This is a genomic window from Kocuria rosea (assembly GCF_023715525.1).
In the GTDB taxonomy this organism is placed as follows: domain Bacteria; phylum Actinomycetota; class Actinomycetes; order Actinomycetales; family Micrococcaceae; genus Kocuria; species Kocuria rosea_A.
Map to the genome: position 1 here is coordinate 49,882 of NZ_JAMBOG010000019.1, position 18,480 is coordinate 68,361.

An 18,480-nucleotide genomic window follows, 5' to 3' on the forward strand; every position below is an offset into this window, starting at 1 on the left:
TTCCTCCTTCAGTTCCCGAGCAGCGGACGCTGCCGGGCCTTGTGTTCCTGGTAGACCTCGTAGGCCTCGTTCGTGGACTCCAGGGTCGCTGTGGCCGTCACGGGCACGTCCCACCACGACTCGGAGCTGGGCGCGTCGATGAGCGGGTCCGACTCGACGTGCACGAGCACGGGACCGGAGCCCTCGGGCACCGCCTTCGCCTGGGCGACGGCGGCCTTCAGCCGGTCGATTACGCCCGCCCCGGGCTCGACCCGCAGCACGGCCACGCCGAGAGACTCGGCGTTGGTGGCGAGGTCGATCGGCAGCGTCGAGCCGTCGTCGAAGCTGTGCCGCTCCCCGTCCAGGTAGCGGTATTTCGTGCCGAAGCGCTGGGAGCCCAGGGACTCGGACAGCGCGCCGATCGAGGCGTAGCCGTGGTTCTGGATGAGCACGACCACGAGCTTGAGCCCCTCGGCGACGGCAGTGACGAGCTCGGTGTGCATCATCAGGTAGGAGCCGTCGCCGACCATGACGACGACGTCGCGGGGGTCCTGGCCGGTGCGGGCTGCCTCGTCGACCGCTGCGCGCTTGACCCCGAGGCCGCCGGCGATTTCGTAGCCCATGCATGAGAAGGCGTACTCGACGTGGTAGCCGTAGGGGTCCTTGACCCGCCACATCTTGTGCAGGTCCCCGGGCAGGGAGCCCGCCGCGCAGATGACGACGTCGCGGTCGTCCATGGCCTCGTTGACGGCGCCGATGATCTCGTTCTGTGCCGGCAGCGGCTCGTGGCGGGTGGCGAACGCCTCGTCGACGATGCCGTCCCAGCGCTGCTTCTCGGCCGCGACGACCTCGGCCAGGTCCGCGCCCACGCGGTAGCCGCCCAGCGCCTTCGTGAGCTCCACGAGCGTCTTGCGGGCGTCGGCGACGACCGGCACGGAGGACCCGAGCTTGTAGGCGTCGAACGCCGCCACGTTGATGTTGAGGAAGCGCACGCCGGGGTGCTGGAAGGCGGTGCGGGACGCGGTCGTGAAGTCCTCGTACCGGGTGCCGATGCCGATCACGAGATCGGCATCGGCCACCACCGCGTTGGAGGCGGTGGAGCCCGTGGAGCCCACCGCGCCCAGGCACAGCGGGTGGTCCCAGTCCATCACGCCCACGCCCGCCTGGGTGTAGGCCACGGGGATGCCGGTGGCCTCCGCGAACTCGGCCAGCGCCTCGGTGGCGAACGCGTAGTGCACGCCGCCGCCGGCGATGATCACGGGCCGCTCGGCCGCCCGGATCGCCGTGACGGCGGCCCGGACGTCCTCCTCCTCGGGTGCGGGGCGGCGGATTCGCCACTCGCGGGGGGCGAGGAACTCCTCGGGCACCTGCAGCGTTTCCGCCTGCACGTCCTGGGGCAGGGCGATCGTGACCGCGCCGGTCTCGGCCGGGTCGGTGAGCACCCGCATGCCGTTGAGCAGCGCGGAGAACAGCTGCTCCGGGCGCCACACGCGGTCGAAGAAGCGCGAGACCGGCCGGAAGACGTCGTTGACCGTCAGGTCCCCGGCGTCGGGGCGCTCGAGCTGCTGCAGCACGGGGTCCGGAGCGCGGGAGGCGAACTGGTCGGAGGGGAACAGCAGCGCCGGCAGGCGGTTGGTGGTGGCCAGCGCGGCACCGGTGACCATGTTGGTCGCGCCGGGGCCGATCGAGGTGGACACCGCGAAGGTGGCCCGGCGCCGGGTGTGCCGGGCGTAGCCGACGGCCTGGTGAACCTGGGCCTGCTCGTTGCGGCCCTGGTAGTAGGGCATCAGCGTGGGGTCCTGGGCCTGGTACTGCTTCAGCGCCTGGCCCACCCCGGCCACGTTGCCGTGGCCGAAGATGCCGAACATGCCGGGGATCGTCCGCTCCCGGTACTCCGTGCCGCCCACGCGGTCGACGGTCCACTGGTTGGCCAGGAACTCCACGAGCGCCTGGGAGACGGACAGGGTGCGCGCGCTCATCGGGCGGCTCCTTCCTGGACCGGGTGGTCCTTGAGCAGGGAGGCGGCCGTGGCCACGGCGCCGGTGACGTCCCCGTCCTCGGGGTACAGCAGGGTGCGGCCCACGGTCAAACCTTGCACGCCGGGCAGCGCCAGGGCGGCCTCCCAGGTGGCGAAAACCTCGTCGGGGGACCCGCTCGGGTCCCCGCCCAGCAGCACGGTGGGCAGGGTCGTGGAGGCCATGACGCGCTCCATGTCCTCCACCACGGGCAGCTTCATCCAGGTGTGGGCGGAGGACCCGCCCAGGCCCTGGGCGATGGCCACGGACTGGATCACGGCCTCGGGCGAGAGGTCGTTGACGATGCCCACCTCGGTGATCCGGGAGATGAACGGCTCGACCATGGCGATGAGGCCCAGGGCCGCGAGGGAGTCCACGGCGTGCGCCGTGTTCTCGAGCACGGACGTGGTGTGCGGGTCCTCGAAGCAGATGCGGGTCAGCATCTTGCCGCCGTCGGCGCCGATCCGGTTCAACGCCTCGGCGGTGTGGCCGGTGAAGCGGTCGTCGATCTCGTTGACGAGCCCGGGCAGGCCGCCGCGGTTCATCGAGCCGAAGACGAGCTTGCCCTCCAGCGCACCGAGCAGCAGCAGGTCGTCGAGCACGTCCGGGGAGGCGAGCACGCCGTCGACGCGCGGGTTGGCCAGGGCGATCTGCAACCGGTCCAGCAGGTCCCGTCGGTCCGCCATGGCCTGCACGTCGCCGCGGACCTTCAGAGCCCCGCGGGCGGCGTGGTCGGCGGCGACCACGAAGTTCTGCTGGCCGTGGACGAGACCGGGGTGGCGGCGCCGGGAGTCGGCGGCCCGCTGCACTGCGCGGGGGTCCTCGAGCCGGATCCGGGACAGGTGCTCGTAGCGGCGCGGATCGGCGTCGGTGCCGAGCGCGATCGGGGAGGTGGTCATCGGGTGGCTCCTTCGGGAACGGATCGGCCGCGCTCGCGCAGCAGCTGGAAGACCTCATCGGGGGTGGGCATGGCGTCGGAGCAGGAGATGCGGGAGGCGACGATCGCGCCGGAGGCGTTGGCGTAGTCCAGCACCTGCTCCAGGGCCCAGCCCTGGTTGATGCCGTGGCAGAACGCCCCGCCGAAGGAGTCCCCGGCGCCGAGGCCGTTGACGGTCTCGACCGGGACGGGGGCGGAGACGACACGCTCGTCGCGGGTCTTGGCCATGACGCCCTCGGGCCCCAGCTTGACCACGGCGATCTGCACGCCGGCCTCGAGCAGCCGGTCGGCCTGCTCGTCGGGGGTTCCCTCCCCCACGGCCACGGCGCACTCCTTGTCGTTGCCGATGGCGATGGTCACGTGCTGGAGCAGCTCGTGGACCTGGGCGCGGGCCTCCTCCTCGGAGGCCCAGAACATGGGTCGGTAGTCGAGGTCGAGGATCGTGTGCTGGTCCGCCCGCAGCTGCTCCCGGGGCCGGGCCGCGTGGGCGGCGAGGTGGGCGGCCCGCGACGGTTCCTGGCACAGCCCGGTGACCGTGGACCACAGGATGCGGGCCTCGGCCACCGCGTCGGTGTCGATCTCGTCGGCGCGGATCTGCAGGTCGGGTGCCGTGGGGAAGCGCCCGTAGAAGTAGAGGGGGAAGTCCTCCGGCGGGCGGATCGCGCAGAACGTCGCCGGGGTCTGCAGCCCGGGCACGGCCGAGACGAACCGGTCGTCCACGCCGTAGCGGGCCAGCTCGCGGTGCAGGTAGACCCCGAAGGGGTCGTCGCCGGTGCGGGTGATCACCGCGGCGGACTCGCCGTGGCGGGCCGCGGCGACGGCCACGTTGGACGGGGAGCCGCCCAGGTACTTGCGGAACGTGGTCACGTCCTCGAGGCCGACACCGATGTCGTCGGGATAGATGTCGACGCTGATGCGCCCGAGGGTCAGGACGTCGTAGCTCATGCGTGGGCTCCGGTCTTCTGCGAGGACTCCGGGGAGGACTCCTGTGTGGCGCGGGCGGGGTTCTGTGCGGCGCTGCGGGCCGCGTCGGCGCGCTCGGTCATCTGCGCGAGCTGGTAGCGGGAGACCTCGGGGGCGCTCTCGTCCTCGGCGAACACGGAGGAAACCATCACGGTCTCCTCCCGGTCGAGGAAGCCGTTGGCGGCCAGGCCGCCGAAGAACTCGTTCCAGTCGACGTCGCCGTCGCCGATCTTGAGGTGCTGGTGGACCCGGACGGCGTTGCCCGGAGGGTTGGTGATGTAGCGCAGCCCGTGGGAGCGGTGGTGGTCCATGGTGTCGGCCACGTGCACGACCCGCAGTCGGTCACCGACCGCGGCCATGATGTCCAGGGGCGCGTCGGCCATGTGGAAGGTGTGGGGCGCCACGTAGGCGAAGCCGAGGTTCCTGGAGTTGACCCCGCGGATGACCCGCCAGGCGGCGAGGCCCTGCTCGACGAAGTCGTCGGGGTGGGGGTCGATGGCGATGTGCACGTCCTCGGCCTCGATCAGGGGCAGCAGTTCTTCCATCGAGCGGTAGAACGCGCGCTCGGACTCCTCCGCCCGCTCGGGTCGGCCCTGGAACTCCGTGTTCATCTGCTGAACCCCGAGGTCCACGGTCATCCGGATGGCGCGCTTCCAGTAACGCACGGCGGCCTCCCGGGCGTCGGGGTCCGGGGAGGACCAGCGCAGCACCGGCAGCACCGAGGCGATCTGGACCCCCGCATCGCGGCACGCCCTCCGCAGGGCGGCGACGAGGTCGTCGTCGGCCTTGGGGTGGTTGAAGAAGGGCAGGAAGTCTGCGTGCGGCGTCAGTTGCAGGTACTCGTAGCCGAGCTCCCGGGCCAGCGCCGGGAATTCCAGCAGCGAGTGGGTGGAGTGGAACGGGGTGGGATCGAGGGCGATCTTCACGGTCGGGTCTCCTGGACGGTCGGGGCGACGACGGACGGGGTCAGCGGACGCGGGTGCGGGAGCCGCAACCCGTGAGGTAGGCACGGGTGCGGGTGGCGATCGGGAGCGGGACGGCGAAGGAGGACACCGGGTACATGTCCTGCTCGACGATGCCGAAGATCGGCCGGTCCAGCTTCTCAACCTCCGCGATGACCTGAGCGAGGTCGGGCAGGCCGGCGGGCGGCTCGACCATGACGCCGGCCAGGTTGGCGGCGGCCCACGTCATGTTCTCGCGGCGCACGCGCTCGAGCACGACCGGGTCGATCTGCTTGAGGTGGAGGTAGCCGATGCGCTCGGGGTACTTGCGGATGAGGTCCACGGAGGAGGCGCCGCCGTACTCGGCGTGGCCGGTGTCCAGGCACAGGGTCACGAGCTCGGGGTCGGTGCGCTGCAGGAAGGTCTCGATGTCCGGCTGGCCGCACACGTGGGAGTCGGCGTGGGAGTGGAACTGCTGCTGTAGGCCGAACTCCTCCTGCAGCACCTTGCCGAGCCGGTCGTGGCCGGCGCACAGGGCGCTCCACTGCTCGGCGCTCAGCTGCTCGTTCTCCACGGCCTCGCCCGTGACGTCGTCGCGCCACATGGCCGGAATGACCACGATGTGCTCCCCGCCCATCGCGGCGGTCAGCTCCGCGACCTTCCGGGCGGGCTCCCAGGCCTGCTCCCACTGTTCTGCGCCGCGGTGGAAGGCGGTGAAGACGGTGCCGGCGGAGACCTTCAGGTTCCGCTGGGCGAGCTCGTCGGCGAGCCGGGCGGGGTCGGTGGGCAGGTAGCCGTACGGACCGAGCTCGATCCAGGAGTAGCCGGCCTCGGCGACCTCGTCGAGGAAGCGCTCCCACGGCGTCTGCTTGGGGTCGTCGGGGAACCACACGCCCCAAGAGTCTGGAGCGGTGCCGATGAGCACGGGATTCTGCTGCTGCTCCGACTCGGCGGTGACGGTGGTCGCGTTCTGCTGCGCCATGGTGACCTGCTTCCTGGTGCTCGTTCTGGGGTGGCGCCGCGGAATGGTGTCCTGGCGCCGGGCCGATCAGTGGTCCGGATCACAACCAGAATACGCATCCAGGATAGTTTGTAAAGACATAAGGTCTAAACAGCCCTAGGATCCCCGACCGCCGAAGCATTGGCCGATGCGCCCGACCTCCACCCGATTGTCCGAATGTATTGACATACTACCTTTCACGCGTGATATTGATAACACGCGCGTGACGGGGGCCCCGCACCTCGACGCAACCCTCCGCCGGAGAGCTGCGTGCACCGTGCACCACGACCGGCGGAGCCCCTCCTCCTGAACCACGGTCCGGCTCCACAGCGCGCATCGGCAGGGTGGCGCCCATCCGATCGGCGGTGCCACGGATGGCACCGGCGACCCGAACGAAAGGAACCGGCGTGTCCCACCAACGCGGTCGTCACCCTCGTCTTCTTGCCGCTCGTGACGTCGCTCGGCTTCGGCGCCTTCCTGCTCATCGCCTTCGTCGGGCTCCTGGTGCTGCTCTTCGTGGCCGCCTCCGCGCCCGGGAGCCGCGGCAGGACCCTGGAGGACCTCGAGGAGCAGTTCGAGGCCGACTGCAGCACCGTCTGACCCGCTGCGGCCCACCGGCCGCCCATGCTCCTCCTCCGCTTCCCGACTCCACCGAAAGGCTCCTCCCATGCCCCTCGTGCGCATCGACGTGATCGAGAACCGCCGCACCCCCGGCCAGCTCCGCGAACTGGCCGACGTCGTCCAGGACGTCATGCTCGAGACCTTCGCCGCCCCACCCCGGGACCGCTACCAGATCGTCACCGAGCACCGGCCGGGCCAGATCATCGCCGAGGACACCGGCCTGGGCTTCATCCGCACCGACGACCTCGTCGTCGTCCAGGTGTTCCAGCAGGGCCGCACCGAGGACCAGAAGAGGGCCATGTACCGGGCACTGGCCGACCGGCTCCAGGACCGCACCGGCCTCGACCCGCAGGACCTCATCGTCTCCGTCACCGAGAACACCCGCGCCGACTGGTCCTTCGGCCACGGCGTCGCGCAGTTCCTCGAGGGCCACCTCTAGGCGCCCGCGCCCACCGCACCACCGCCCGAGGGCCCGTCCGCGCCGCACGCGGACGGGTCCTCGTCGCGTCCTCACCGCTGCGGGACGAGCTCCTTGCTGAACACGGTGTCCCCGTAGCCGTCGCGCAGGCTCACGGTCAGGACGTCGTCCTCGTCCAGCTGCGCGTGACCGAAGAACTGGTACCGGCCGTCCCGCGGGGAGCCCCCCGCCGGGCCAGCCTTCGCGAAGACCTGCTCGGGGCCGAAGGTGCCGTCGAGCGCGTTGGGGCCGAAGCCGCCCGCGTTGATCGGCCCCGCCACGAACTCCCAGAACTCGTCGAAGCCGGTGAACGCCGCCCGCTCGGGCGAGTAGTGGTGGGCCGCGCAGTAGTGCACGTCCGCGGTCACCCACACAACGTTGCGCACGCCGGCGTCCTTGAACGCCCGGAGCACGCGGGCCAGCTCGAGCTCGCGGCCCAGCGGCTCGCCGTCGTCGGCGTTGGCGACCGACTCCTGCGCCTTCCCGTCGGGGACAATCACGCCCAGGGGCAGGTCCGCGGCGATCACCTTCCACACGGCCTCCGAGGACGTCACCCCGTCGATCAGCCACTGCACCTGCTCCTCGCCGAGCAACGGGGTGGCCTCCCGTTCCCGGCCCGCGGTGTTCTCGCCCTTGAAGGTGCGCATGTCGAGGCAGAAGACATCGAGCTGGGGGCCGCGCTCGAGCCGGCGGTGGATCCGCTGGTCCTCGAAGCCCGTGGTGCCCGGGCGCAGGGCGCGGGCGTCCCCGACCGGCTGATACTCCTGCCAGGCCCGGCGGCCCCGGGCCGCCAGCGTGTTCACGTCGCGCACCGTGTAGCGCGGATCCTCCAGGACCTCCCCGGCCCACCAGTTGTTGGTGGTCTCGTGGTCGTCCCACTGGGCGACGACGGGCACGTCGGCGTACATGGCCCGCACGTTGTGGTCCAGGAGGTTGTACCGGTGCCGCGCCCGGTACTCCTCCTGGGTCTCGGCGACCTTCGTGACGCCCTCGACGACCACGTTGCGCCACACGCTGCCGTCCGGTTCGACGACCTCGGCCTGGATCGGTCCGTCCGCGTAGATCGTGTCCCCGGAGTGGATGAAGAAGTCGGGGGCGAGGTCGTGCATCGTCCGGTAGGCGTACATCCCGCCGAGGTCCGGGTTGATGCCCCAGCCCTGGCCGGCGGTGTCGCCCGTCCACACGAAGGACTGGCCGCGGGCGCCGCCGCGGCCCCGCCCCCTCCCCCGGCTCCCGCCGGGCGCGGTGCGGAAGGTGCCGTGGGCGACGTCGGAGAGCACGCCCTCCTCGTCCTCGAAGCGGACCTCCAGCGCGAACCGGGTGCCCGGCGGCAGGTCGGTCGCCCCGATCTTCACCGTGTGGTCGGTCGCGTCCGTGACCCACCCGGAGGTCAGCGTCCGGTCGAGGGTACCGTGCCCGCGCAGGGGCGTGCCCTCGGCGTCGACGGCCCGCAGCCGGGCGCGCATCCGGCCGGTGCTGTCCGTGCGGGACCACAGGATCGCGGAGCTCGAGGTCACGTCGCCCGTGGCGATGCCGCTGGGCAGGTGCAGGCGCCTGCGCACGAGCGCCGGCGAGGAGGTGCGGGTCACCGGCACGGCGGCGGCGGGGGTCGTGGCGGCGAGGGTCAGGGCGGAGGCCGCGAGGGAGCCCTGGAGCAGGCCGCGGCGCGAGAAGGTAGCCATGCGCCCATCCTCGGAGCCGCCGCCGACCGGCGGCTTAACGCCGGGCGACGCCCCGGGGACCGTGCCATGAGCGGCCGGGGACACGGAGGCCCCGCCCGCGGCGTGCGCGGACGGGGCCTCCTCGGGGATCAGCGGGCCGGGGCCCGGCGGATCACTTGCCCTCGAAGATGCCGCGCATCAGCTGCGCGGTCTCGGACGGGGTCTTGCCGACCTTCACGCCCGCAGCCTCGAGGGCCTCCTTCTTGGCCTGGGCGGTGCCCGAGGAGCCGGAGACGATGGCGCCGGCGTGGCCCATGGTCTTGCCCTCGGGAGCCGTGAAGCCCGCGACGTAGCCGACGACCGGCTTGGTCACGTTCGCCTTGATGAAGTCGGCCGCGCGCTCCTCGGCGTCGCCGCCGATCTCGCCGATCATCACGATGGCCTCGGTCTCGGGGTCCGCCTCGAACGCCTCGAGGGCGTCGATGTGGGTGGTCCCGATGATCGGGTCGCCGCCGATGCCGATGGCGGTGGAGAACCCGATGTCCCGCAGCTCGTACATCATCTGGTAGGTCAGGGTGCCCGACTTGGAGACCAGCCCGATCTTGCCCTTGCCGGTGATGTTGGCCGGGGTGATGCCCACGAGGGACTCACCCGGGGTGATGATGCCGGGGCAGTTCGGCCCGATGATGCGGGTCTTCTGCTTGCCGTTCTCGTCGGTCCTCGACTTGGCGTAGGCCCAGAACTCCGCGGAGTCCTGCACCGGGATGCCCTCGGTGATGACGACGACGAGCGGGACCTCGGCGTCGACGGCCTCGACCACGGCGTCCTTGGTGAAGGCCGGCGGCACGAAGACGATGGAGACGTCCGCGCCGGTCTTCTCGACGGCCTCGGCGACGGTGCCGAAGACCGGCAGCTCGACGTCGTTGCCGTCCTTGTCCTTGTGGGCCACGGTGGTGCCGGCCTTGCGGGCGTTGACGCCGCCCACGACCTGGGTGCCCGCGGCGAGCATGCGGCCGGTGTGCTTGGTGCCCTCGCCGCCGGTGATGCCCTGAACGATGACCTTGGAGTCCTTGTTCAAAAAGATAGCCATTGCTGTTCGTTCCTCAGTAGTGTTCGGCGGATCAGTGGGCGGCGTGGGCGAGCTCGGCGGCCTTGTCCGCGCCCTCGTCCATGGTCTCGGCGAGGGTCACCAGCGGGTGGCTCGCCTCGGCGAGGATGCGGTGGCCCTCCTCGACGTTGTTGCCGTCCAGGCGCACCACGAGCGGCTTGTTGGCCTCGTCGCCGAGCATCTCCAGGGCCTTGACGATGCCGTTGGCCACCTCGTCGCACGCGGTGATGCCGCCGAAGACGTTGACGAACACGGACTTGACCTGCGGGTCGTTGAGGATGACGTCCAGGCCCGCGGCCATGACCTCGGCCGACGCCCCGCCGCCGATGTCCAGGAAGTTGGCGGGCTTCACCTCGCCGTGCTTCTCGCCGGCGTAGGCGACGACGTCCAGGGTCGACATGACCAGGCCGGCGCCGTTGCCGATGATGCCGACCTCGCCGTCGAGCTTGACGTAGTTGAGGTCGTGCGCCTTGGCCTTCTCCTCCAGCGGGTCGGCGCTGGACTTGTCCGCGAGGGCGGCGTGCTCCGGCTGGCGGAACTCGGCGTTCTCGTCGAGGGAGACCTTGCCGTCGAGGGCGAGGATCTCGCCGTCGCCGGTCTTGACGAGGGGGTTGACCTCGACGAGGGTCGCGTCCTCATTCTTGAAGACGTCCCAGAGCTTGACCAGCACGGGGACCACCTTGGCGGCGGTCTCCTCGTCGAAGCGCGCCTCCTCGACGATCTCCTGGGCCTTGGCCTCGGTGATGCCCTCCGTGGGGACGACCTCGACGCGGGCGAGGGCCTCGGGGCGCTCGACGGCGAGCTGCTCGATGTCCATGCCGCCCTCGACGGAGCACATGGCCAGGTAGGAGCGGTTGGCCCGGTCCAGCAGCACGGAGAAGTAGTACTCCTCGGCGATGTCGGCGCCCTGGGCGATCATCACGCGGTGGACGGTGTGGCCCTTGATGTCCATGCCGAGGATCTGCTGCGCGTACTCGTAGGCCTCGTCGGCGGTCTTGGCGACCTTCACGCCACCGGCCTTGCCGCGGCCGCCGACCTTGACCTGCGCCTTGACGACGGTGACGCCGCCGATCTTCTCGGCGGCGGCCTTTGCTTCTTCCGGGGTGGTCGCGACGATGCCCTGGAGCACGGGCACGCCGTGCTTCTCGAACAGGTCGCGTGCCTGGTATTCGAACAGGTCCACGGGTGATGTCCTTCTTCGTCGAAGTCGTGCGTCGGTGTCGACCCGGGTGGGGACTCGGGCCGCGCCGACCGGTTGGTGAACGGAGCGCGGAGCACCCCGCCGGGCCGAGGCCAGGCGGGTGCATCCGGGCTGTCGCGCGGAGCCGTTCCGGGCGCAGGACAATCCGGTGCACTCCCTGTACGAGACTGTAGTGCATGCGGAATCGGCGGCTGCAACCCGGCCCCGGTGCATCCCGGCGCGCGATTCTTGATTGACTGGGCCCATGAGCTCCCTCGACCAGCCCGAGAACCGGGCGTTCGCCCCCGCCGATGCCGGCTTCCTCGTCACCGTCGCGGTCCTGGCGTTCCTGGCGCTCGGGCTGGAGGCCGTCGCCGACGGGACGGTGCTCATGTTCACCGGGCAGATCCCCGCGGTCTACCCGCTGGGCTGGCAGGTCTTCGTGTGGCTGTGCCTGGGCGGGCTGTGGGCCGGCATCCAGCGGGGGCTGGTCGCGTGGCTGCGCCACCGGGCGGCGGACCCCGCCGTGCCCGAGCCCCTCCCCGCCGAGGACCCGGCCCCGGACCCCGAGGACCGCACGACCAGCACGGCCACCACGGCGCTCGTGCTGTTCGTCGCGGCGGTGCTGCTCGGGGTGATCCTGCCCGTCTTCCTCGTGGGCGGGTGGCGGGTCCCGCCGATCCAGCTCTACCTGGACCTGTACGCGGTCCACGGCGGTGGCGCGTGGCTGGCCATGGTGGGCTTCGCCGTCTACCACGTGGGCCGCTCCCTGCTGCTCGCCCTCGTGCTGACGTGCGTGCAGCGGGCCGCGGAGCTGCGCCGGCCGTCCCGGCTGGTCCGCACCACCCCGGTGGGCGGGATCGCGCTCGGCCTGCTGCTGGCCCTGCCCGGGCTGGTCCTGGGCGGGGTGCCCTCCGCCGCCACGGCGCTGGTGTGCTGCACGCTGCTGGGCGCGGTGCACAACCTCACCGGCAAGTCGCTGCGCTGGACGGCGCCGGCGACCGCGGCGGTGCTCCTGTTCGTCTGAGCCCTCCCCCGGAGCTCTTCCCCGGAGCTCTTCCCCGGCGTGCTTCCCGGGGTTCTTTCCCAGGGCCTCAGCCCACGCGGGTCAGGGGCGCGTAGCGCAGCAGCAGCCGCTTCTCGTCGGCCCCGAAGCGGACCTTGGCCACCGTCTTGTCCCCGGCGCCCTCGAGGGAGACCACGGTGCCCTTGCCGAACGCCTTGTGGTCCACCGTGTCCCCCACGGACAGGGACGGGATCTCCTTGTTCGGCTGCACCCGTCCCGCCGCGGTGGACCGGGACGGGCCCATCCGCTCGAACGCGGCGTTCGACGCCGCCGCGGCGCCCCAGTAGGAGCCTCGCATCGGGTCCCGCCGGTCGGCGCCCCCGTGCAGGGAGGACCCCCACGACGGCGCGGCCGAGGACCCCTCGCGCTTCCAGTCCACGAGCTCGGACGGGATCTCGTCGAGGAAGGGGCTGGCCGGGTTGTACTGGGACTGGCCCCACATGGAGCGGAACTCCGAGCGGGTGAGGTAGAGCCGCTCGCGGGCGCGGGTCAGGCCCACGTAGGCGAGGCGGCGCTCCTCCTCCATCTCCTTCTCGTCCATCAGGGAGCGCTGGTGCGGGAACAGCCCGTGCTCCATGCCCGTGAGGAAGACCACCGGGAACTCCAGCCCCTTGGCGGTGTGCAGGGTCATCAGCGTGACCACGCCCTGGGCGCGGGCCTCGGCGACCTCCGCGGCGATCTGCTCGGCGCTGGGCCCGCCCTCGGCGTCGCCCGCCGGGCGGTTGGGGATCTGGTCGGCGTCGGCCACGAGGGAGACGTGCTCCAGGAACTCGGGCAGCCCGGCGTCGGGGTTGTCCCGCTCGAACTCGCGGACCACGGCCACGAGCTCGGCCAGGTTCTCCACCCGGGACTCGTCCTGCGGGTCCTGGGATCCGCGCAGCGCCGCGAGGTAGCCGGACTGCTCGAGCACGGCCTCCAGGACGGTGGCGGCCCCCGAGCTCTCGGCCACCGAGGCGAGGTCGTCCATGAGCTGGACGAAGGCCTTCACCGCGTTGAGCGAGCGCGTGGCCATGCCCGGGGCCTCGTCGGCGCGGCGCAGGGCGTCCATGAAGGAGATCCGCTCCCGCTGCGCCAGCGCCGCGGCGGCGCCCTCGGCGCGGTCCCCGATGCCCCGCTTCGGCTCGTTGACGATCCGGCGGACGTTGATGTCGTCGGCGGGGTTCACGATGGCGCGCAGGTAGGACAGGGCGTCCTTGATCTCCTTGCGCTCGTAGAACCGGGTGCCGCCGACCACCTTGTAGGGCAGGCCCACGCGCATGAGGATCTCCTCGAGCGAGCGCGACTGCGCGTTGGTGCGGTAGAACACGGCGACGTCGCCGGGCCGGTAGCCGTCGTCGTCCTGGAGCCGGTCGATCTCCTCGGCGATGAAGCGCGCCTCCTCGTGCTCGTTCTCGGCGGCGTAGCCGACGATCTTCTCGCCGCTGCCCGAGGCGGTCCACAGCCGCTTGTCCCGCCGGCTCTTGTTCTTGGCGATCACGGCGTTGGCCGCGGTGAGGATGTTCTGGGTGGAGCGGTAGTTCTGCTCCAGCAGGATGGTGCGCGCGTTGGGGTAGTCCTGCTCGAAGTCCACGATGTTGCGGATGTCCGCGCCGCGGAACGCGTAGATGGACTGGTCGGAGTCGCCCACGACGGTCAGCTCGGCCGGGGGCACGGGGTCCGCGCCCGGCCCGACGTCCTGGGCCGGGTCCGCCGGCGTGCCGACGAGCTCGCGCACCAGGGCGTACTGGGCGTGGTTGGTGTCCTGGTACTCGTCGATGAGCACGTGCCGGAACCGGCGCCGGTAGTACTCGGCGACCTGCGGGAACGCCCGGAGCATGTGGACGGTCTGGGCGATGAGGTCGTCGAAGTCCATGGCGTTGGCCGCGCGCAGCCGCTCGGTGTAGCCGCGGTAGACCTGGGCGACCGCGCCCTCGAACGGGTCGGTCTCGGAGACCCGGGAGAGATAGGTCTCGTCGTCGACGAGCTCGTTCTTCAGGGCGGAGATCCGGTGCTGGATGCTCTTGGGCGCGAAGCGCTTGGGGTCGAGGTCGTGCTGCTTGGCCACGAGCGTGATCAACCGCAGGGAGTCGGCGGAGTCGTAGATAGAGAACGTGGACTTCAGGCCCACGCTGGCGGCCTCCCGGCGCAGCACCCGCACGCAGAAGGAGTGGAACGTCGAGATCCACATGGACTTCGCGGACTCCCCCACCAGCTCGACCACGCGCTCGCGCATCTCGGCGGCGGCCTTGTTGGTGAACGTGATCGCGAGGATCTCGCCCTGGTGGGCCCGGCCGGTGGCCAGGAGGTGGGCGATGCGGTGGGTCAGCACCCGCGTCTTGCCCGATCCGGCGCCCGCGACGATCAGCAGGGGCGAACCGGCGTGCTCGACGGCGGCCCGCTGCGGCGGGTTGAGGCCCTCCACGAGCGCCTCCGGGGTCACGGCGGGGCGGCGGGGCGCGGCATGCGTCCCGGCACGGGCCAGGGAGGCCGAGGGCAGGAGGGGGTTGTCGAAGAGGTAGTCCATCGTGTCCTCCAGTCTACCGAGGGCCGGGGACACCCGGTCGGGGACGGCCCTCAGACGAAGTGCAGCTCGAGCCGGTGGCGCCCGTTGTCGTCCTCAACCCACAGCTCGGAGTCGGCGACCGTGACCCGGCGGGGCCGCTGCAGCCGGATGTCGTCGTCGAACTCCACGGCGTCGTCCGTGCCGCCGCCGTAGACGGTGTCCAGCTCCCGGGTGCCCGGGTCGAGGTGGCGGATGGCGTCGTTGCCGGTGTCCGCGATGACGATCGACCCGTCGTAGAGGATCTGCAGGTCCTCGGGGTGGTCGAGCTGGGCGACGTCGGCGGGGCCGTCGGCGAACCCGGCCCCGCGCCGGCCGACGACCGTGCAGACGTGGGGGCCGCCGTCGGGCTTGTCGGTGTCGATCTCGATGCAGCGCAGGGACGAGGAGTCGCGGTCGATGAGCCACAGGGTGCCGTTGCCGTCCTCGGTGATGGAGACGGTCGCGGCGAACTTCGCCTGGGCCGCCCTCCCGTCCCGCCGGCCGGACTCCCCCGTGCCCGCGAACTCGTACAGCACGTCCGTGTACGGGTCCCAGCGGAACAGCCGGTGCAGGGAGGGCACCGCGGCGATCACGGCCGAGAGCTTGTGCGACCACACCAGGTCCGCGATGGCAGCACCCCCGAGGACCGAGCAGTCCACGCTCCGGCGGACCGTCTCGTGGTCCGGCTCGAACAGCGTGAGCACGTTGCCCTCGGTCAGCCGCATGAGCAGGCCGTCCGGGAGTCCGATGGACAGTTCCATGACCGGCACCTCCGTGTTCCGTCCTCGGCGGGGCCCGGCCGTCCTCGGCCGAGCCGGCCCCGGGCGGCGCGCGGGCCGCCGCGGGTGGCCTCAGCCTACTCCTGGGCCGGCCGATTCGGCCGGGGACGCACAGCCGGACAGTGCGGCACGGGACCGGCACCGGCGCACAAGGCCGGGAAGCACGGCGGCGCAGCGGCACCGCCCGCGCCCCGGCGGGACCGCGGCCGCAGCGCGAGCCGGGCGGGGGCGTCCCGCGGACGCACCGGGGCCCCGGACCGTGCGGTCCGGGGCCCCGGCAGCTGTGCGTGCCCTCGATTGGATTCGAACCAACGACACCGGCTTTAGGAGAGCCGTGCTCTATCCCCTGAGCTACGAGGGCGACGCGAACAGTCTAGGGGCTCCCCCGGGAGCCTGCGAACCGGGCGGGCATAGGATCGACCGCATGCCCGTCTACATCGATCCCCCGCTGTGGCCAGCGCACGGCACCCGGTTCTCCCACCTGGTCTCCGACACGTCCTACGACGAGCTGCACGCGTTCGCCGACCGCCTCGGGGTGGCGCGCCGGGCGTTCGACCGGGACCACTACGACGTGCGGGCCAGCCTGTACGAGGACGCCGTGGTCGCCGGGGCGGTGCCCGTGGACGCGCGCGAGCTGACCCGGCTGCTGCTGCGCAGCGGGCTGCGCGTGCCGGCCCGGGCCCGGCCGGAGAAGCTCGCGGGAACCCTGCGCCGGCGCTGGGAGGCGCACTTCCCCGCGCTGCCGGGCCTCGGGGCGGAGCTCGTGGAGCGCTGGGGGGAGGCGCACCGCCACTACCACGACCACTCCCACCTGCTCGCCGTCCTCGAGGCGCTCGACCACCTGGTCCCGCAGAGCGGCGTGCCGGCGGCGGGCGGTGTCCACGAGGCGCTGCTGCTGGCGGCCTGGTTCCACGACGCCGTGTACCGGGGCCGGCCCGGGGACGACGAACGGGACTCCGCGGCGCTGGCGCGCGAGCGCCTGGGCGCCGCCGGGGTCCCGGAGGCCCTCGCCGCGGAGGTCGAGCGGCTGGTGCTGCTCACCTTCGACCACGCGGCCGCGCCCGGCGACGAGGCCGGAGCGCTGCTGCTCGACGCCGACCTGGCGGTCCTGGGGGCGGAGCCGGGAGCGTACGCCGCCTACACCGCCGGCGTGCGGCGGGAGTACGCGCACGTGCCGGAGGAGCTGTTCGCAGCCGGGCGGCTGCGCGTGCTGGAGGGGCTGTGGCGGCGTCAGCCGCTGTACCGGACCCCGGCGGCGCAGCGGCGCTGGGGGGCCCGCGCCGCGCGCAACCTCGAGCACGAGATCGCCCGCCTGCGCGCCGCGGCCGGCGGCTCCTCGTCACGCGTGCCGGCGGACGTGGCCGTGCTGACCATCACGGCCGTGTGCTTCCTCGACGACGACGGGGCACTGCTCACCGTGCGCAAGCGCGGCACGGACCGCTTCATGCTGGTGGGCGGGAAGCTGGAGCCGGGCGAGACGCCCGCCGCCGCCGCCGTGCGGGAGGCGGAGGAGGAGGTGGGGCTGCGCGTGGGCGCCGACCGGCTGCGGCTGCTCGGGCAGTTCGAGTCCCCGGCCGCGAACGAGGCCGCCACCTGGGTGCGCTGCACGGTGTTCACCGCTCCCCTGACCGGACGGCCGGAGCCGCTGGCCGAGATCGAGGAGCTGCGCCGGCTCCCGCTCGACGACGCGTCGGTCGCGGCCCTGCCCGACGACCTCGCCCCGCTGCTGCGGGAGCACGTCATTCCCGCGCTGCGCCGGTCCCCCGCGGGTCGGGCAGCCGGGTCCGGGAGCGTCGCGCCCGGTGCAGCAGGGTCCCGGTGACGAGGCCGAGGACGATGCCGAGGCCGCCGAAGACGGACAGCCACATGGCGGCGTGGCCGGCGAACGCGGCGACCACGAAGCCCACCACGATCCCGGGGACGGCTCCGGCGATCATGCCCCAGGCCATGTAGGCGTACTCGCGGTCCAAGCTCGTGCGGGCGTTGCGGCTGTAGTCGGAGGGCATGGGAGCCATTCTATCGGCGGCGCCCGGCTCCGCCCTCCACACTGCTCCGGCCGGCAAAAGACAGGTGCGCGGTCCCCGTCCGGTCGATCGGGAACCGCGCACCTGCAGAACGGGTGCCCGCGCTCAGCCCACGCGCACGAACACGGGGCCGGAGCCCACGTAGACGCTGGAGACGGCGGTGGTGCCACCGTTCCAGCCGCCGTGGACGGCCTTGCCGCCACCGATGTAGACGGCGATGTGGGCCGCGCCCATGCCGCCGTTGGCGTAGTACACGAGGTCGCCGGGCCTGGCCTGGGCGGCGGAGACCTGCGTGCCGAGCTTCAGGTAGGAGGCCGGCCAGCCGTGGTGGTTGATGCCGGCGGCGCGCAGGGCGTTGGTGACCAGGGCGGTGCAGTCCTGGCCCACGCCGAGCTGGCCCAGGGCGGCGGAGGCGATGGTCGCCCCCCTGCCGGAGGGCGTGGACTGCGGGGCGAGCGCGCGCTCGGCGACCGGGGCGGGCTGCGCCTTCGGGGCGGGCTGCGCGACGGGCTGCGCCTTCGGGGCGGGCTGCGCGACGGGCTGCGCCTTCGGGGCGGGCTGCGCGACGGGCTGCGCCTTCGGGGCGGGCTGCGCGACGGGCTGCGCCTTCGGGGCGGGCTGCGCGACGGGCTCGGCCTTCGGGGCGGGCTGCGCGACGGGCTGGGCCTGGGGCGCGGCCACCGCCTGCGCCGCGGCGACGGGGGCGGCAACGGCCACCGGGGCCTGGGCGGCGGGCGCCGCGACCGCGGAGGGCGCCTTCTGCTCGGCCTTCTGCGCCTTCGCGGCCTGTTTCTCGCTCTTCTGCGCGGCCTTCTTCTCCGCCTTCTCGGCCTTGTGCACGTGGGCGACGGGCTCGAGGGAGACGGCCGGGGCCGCGGAGGGGGTGGCTGCGGCCACGGCCGAGAGCGGGGCGTCGGTGCCGGCGTCCTGGGCGGGAGCGGCCTGCACGGACACGGTGGTGGCCAGGGCCAGGCCGGAGAAGGCAGCGACGGCGGCCGCGGTGCGGGCCCTGCCGGTGAAGAAGGAGCCGGCGCCGCGCGAGGTGTTCAGGTGACGAGACATGGGGGGTTCAGGAGCTTTCTGCTGGGCCGAGCGGGCCCGCACGGGCCGGTGCCGGGCACAGCAGAACGCACCCCGCGCGGTGACGCGGGGTGCTCCGGTGTGCGGCAGGGGGGGGCGTCCCAGGTCCTGGAACGGCGGCCGCGGCGGACGAGCGAAGGAGAGGGGG

General features: G+C 72.4%; 16 protein-coding genes and 1 tRNA gene. 4 read left to right on the forward strand and 13 right to left on the reverse strand.

From position 1 onward, the window contains the following. Positions 1–8: 8 nt before the first annotated feature. The 5 genes from iolD to M3185_RS13135 are packed head-to-tail and all read right to left on the reverse strand — an operon-like array spanning position 9 to position 5,817. A complete protein-coding gene (gene iolD / locus M3185_RS13115; protein WP_251334128.1) occupies positions 9–1,958 on the reverse strand; it encodes a 3D-(3,5/4)-trihydroxycyclohexane-1,2-dione acylhydrolase (decyclizing) in 1,950 nt (649 codons plus the stop codon). Then, a complete protein-coding gene (locus M3185_RS13120) occupies positions 1,955–2,893 on the reverse strand; it encodes a Cgl0159 family (beta/alpha)8-fold protein (protein ID WP_251334129.1) in 939 nt (312 codons plus the stop codon). The genes iolD and M3185_RS13120 overlap by 4 nt, the downstream gene beginning before the upstream one ends. Beyond that, positions 2,890–3,876: a 5-dehydro-2-deoxygluconokinase gene (iolC, locus tag M3185_RS13125; protein WP_251334130.1), complete on the reverse strand. Its 987-nt coding sequence runs from the start codon at positions 3,874–3,876 to the stop codon at positions 2,890–2,892. Before iolC ends, M3185_RS13120 begins: the two co-directional genes overlap by 4 nt. Beyond that, positions 3,873–4,820, reverse strand: coding sequence for a sugar phosphate isomerase/epimerase family protein (locus tag M3185_RS13130; RefSeq protein WP_251334131.1), 948 nt, complete (start codon positions 4,818–4,820; stop codon positions 3,873–3,875). The genes iolC and M3185_RS13130 overlap by 4 nt, the downstream gene beginning before the upstream one ends. A 40-nt stretch (positions 4,821–4,860) precedes the next feature. Next, entirely contained in the window at positions 4,861–5,817 is a 957-nt protein-coding gene (locus M3185_RS13135) for a sugar phosphate isomerase/epimerase family protein (protein ID WP_251334132.1), read from the reverse strand. Positions 5,818–6,276: 459 nt separating this feature from the next. Here M3185_RS13135 and M3185_RS13140 point away from each other — a divergent pair, with 459 nt between their 5' ends. Further along, entirely contained in the window at positions 6,277–6,435 is a 159-nt protein-coding gene (locus M3185_RS13140) for a hypothetical protein (RefSeq protein WP_251334133.1), read from the forward strand. A gap of 67 nt (positions 6,436–6,502) precedes the next feature. Beyond that, the gene (locus M3185_RS13145; RefSeq protein WP_251334134.1) at positions 6,503–6,895 is read left to right on the forward strand and encodes a tautomerase family protein; all 393 of its coding nucleotides are present in this window, start codon (positions 6,503–6,505) and stop codon (positions 6,893–6,895) included. 71 nt (positions 6,896–6,966) lie between these two features. On the opposite strand, the gene M3185_RS13150 is transcribed toward M3185_RS13145, so the two are convergent. From M3185_RS13150 to sucC, 3 genes are all read right to left on the reverse strand, one after another. Next, entirely contained in the window at positions 6,967–8,595 is a 1,629-nt protein-coding gene (locus tag M3185_RS13150) for an alkaline phosphatase D family protein (protein ID WP_251334135.1), read from the reverse strand. A gap of 151 nt (positions 8,596–8,746) precedes the next feature. Then, on the reverse strand, positions 8,747–9,664 hold the full coding sequence (sucD, locus tag M3185_RS13155) for a succinate--CoA ligase subunit alpha (protein ID WP_251334136.1): 918 nt from the start codon (positions 9,662–9,664) through the stop codon (positions 8,747–8,749). A gap of 31 nt (positions 9,665–9,695) precedes the next feature. Continuing rightward, positions 9,696–10,865, reverse strand: a complete 1,170-nt coding sequence (gene sucC / locus M3185_RS13160) for an ADP-forming succinate--CoA ligase subunit beta (RefSeq protein ID WP_251334137.1) — start codon at positions 10,863–10,865, stop codon at positions 9,696–9,698. 262 nt (positions 10,866–11,127) lie between these two features. Here sucC and M3185_RS13165 point away from each other — a divergent pair, with 262 nt between their 5' ends. Beyond that, on the forward strand, positions 11,128–11,889 hold the full coding sequence (locus M3185_RS13165; protein WP_251334138.1) for a hypothetical protein: 762 nt from the start codon (positions 11,128–11,130) through the stop codon (positions 11,887–11,889). 67 nt (positions 11,890–11,956) lie between these two features. On the opposite strand, the gene pcrA is transcribed toward M3185_RS13165, so the two are convergent. The 3 genes from pcrA to M3185_RS13180 form a co-directional block, all read right to left on the reverse strand. After that, complete coding sequence (gene pcrA / locus M3185_RS13170; RefSeq protein WP_251334139.1) at positions 11,957–14,431, reverse strand: DNA helicase PcrA; 2,475 nt, start codon at positions 14,429–14,431, stop codon at positions 11,957–11,959. Positions 14,432–14,481: 50 nt separating this feature from the next. After that, the gene (locus tag M3185_RS13175; protein WP_251334140.1) at positions 14,482–15,210 is read right to left on the reverse strand and encodes an integrase; all 729 of its coding nucleotides are present in this window, start codon (positions 15,208–15,210) and stop codon (positions 14,482–14,484) included. Between the two features lie 306 nt (positions 15,211–15,516). After that, positions 15,517–15,589 (reverse strand) — tRNA-Arg (locus M3185_RS13180). Positions 15,590–15,652: 63 nt separating this feature from the next. On the opposite strand from M3185_RS13180, the gene M3185_RS13185 reads away from it, so the two are divergent. After that, the gene (locus tag M3185_RS13185) at positions 15,653–17,050 is read left to right on the forward strand and encodes a DUF4031 domain-containing protein (protein ID WP_251334141.1); all 1,398 of its coding nucleotides are present in this window, start codon (positions 15,653–15,655) and stop codon (positions 17,048–17,050) included. On the opposite strand, the gene M3185_RS13190 is transcribed toward M3185_RS13185, so the two are convergent. Further along, a complete protein-coding gene (locus M3185_RS13190) occupies positions 16,968–17,234 on the reverse strand; it encodes a hypothetical protein (RefSeq protein ID WP_251334142.1) in 267 nt (88 codons plus the stop codon). The two genes, M3185_RS13185 and M3185_RS13190, sit on opposite strands and share 83 nt — an antisense overlap. A gap of 123 nt (positions 17,235–17,357) precedes the next feature. Continuing rightward, entirely contained in the window at positions 17,358–18,314 is a 957-nt protein-coding gene (locus tag M3185_RS13195; RefSeq protein WP_251334143.1) for an NlpC/P60 family protein, read from the reverse strand. Positions 18,315–18,480: the final 166 nt, after the last annotated feature.

Excerpts from the sequence above, each read along its gene's own strand:
- iolD (WP_251334128.1), bottom strand. The coding sequence starts at position 1,958 with ATGAGCGCGCGCACCCTGTCCGTCTCCCAGGCGCTCGTGGAGTTCCTG.
- M3185_RS13120 (WP_251334129.1), bottom strand. The coding sequence starts at position 2,893 with ATGACCACCTCCCCGATCGCGCTCGGCACCGACGCCGATCCGCGCCGC.
- iolC (WP_251334130.1), bottom strand. The coding sequence starts at position 3,876 with ATGAGCTACGACGTCCTGACCCTCGGGCGCATCAGCGTCGACATCTAT.
- M3185_RS13135 (WP_251334132.1), bottom strand. The coding sequence starts at position 5,817 with ATGGCGCAGCAGAACGCGACCACCGTCACCGCCGAGTCGGAGCAGCAG.
- M3185_RS13145 (WP_251334134.1), top strand. The coding sequence starts at position 6,503 with ATGCCCCTCGTGCGCATCGACGTGATCGAGAACCGCCGCACCCCCGGC.
- M3185_RS13150 (WP_251334135.1), bottom strand. The coding sequence starts at position 8,595 with ATGGCTACCTTCTCGCGCCGCGGCCTGCTCCAGGGCTCCCTCGCGGCC.
- sucD (WP_251334136.1), bottom strand. The coding sequence starts at position 9,664 with ATGGCTATCTTTTTGAACAAGGACTCCAAGGTCATCGTTCAGGGCATC.
- M3185_RS13165 (WP_251334138.1), top strand. The coding sequence starts at position 11,128 with ATGAGCTCCCTCGACCAGCCCGAGAACCGGGCGTTCGCCCCCGCCGAT.
- pcrA (WP_251334139.1), bottom strand. The coding sequence starts at position 14,431 with ATGGACTACCTCTTCGACAACCCCCTCCTGCCCTCGGCCTCCCTGGCC.
- M3185_RS13175 (WP_251334140.1), bottom strand. The coding sequence starts at position 15,210 with ATGGAACTGTCCATCGGACTCCCGGACGGCCTGCTCATGCGGCTGACC.
- M3185_RS13185 (WP_251334141.1), top strand. The coding sequence starts at position 15,653 with ATGCCCGTCTACATCGATCCCCCGCTGTGGCCAGCGCACGGCACCCGG.
- M3185_RS13190 (WP_251334142.1), bottom strand. The coding sequence starts at position 17,234 with ATGCCCTCCGACTACAGCCGCAACGCCCGCACGAGCTTGGACCGCGAG.
- M3185_RS13195 (WP_251334143.1), bottom strand. The coding sequence starts at position 18,314 with ATGTCTCGTCACCTGAACACCTCGCGCGGCGCCGGCTCCTTCTTCACC.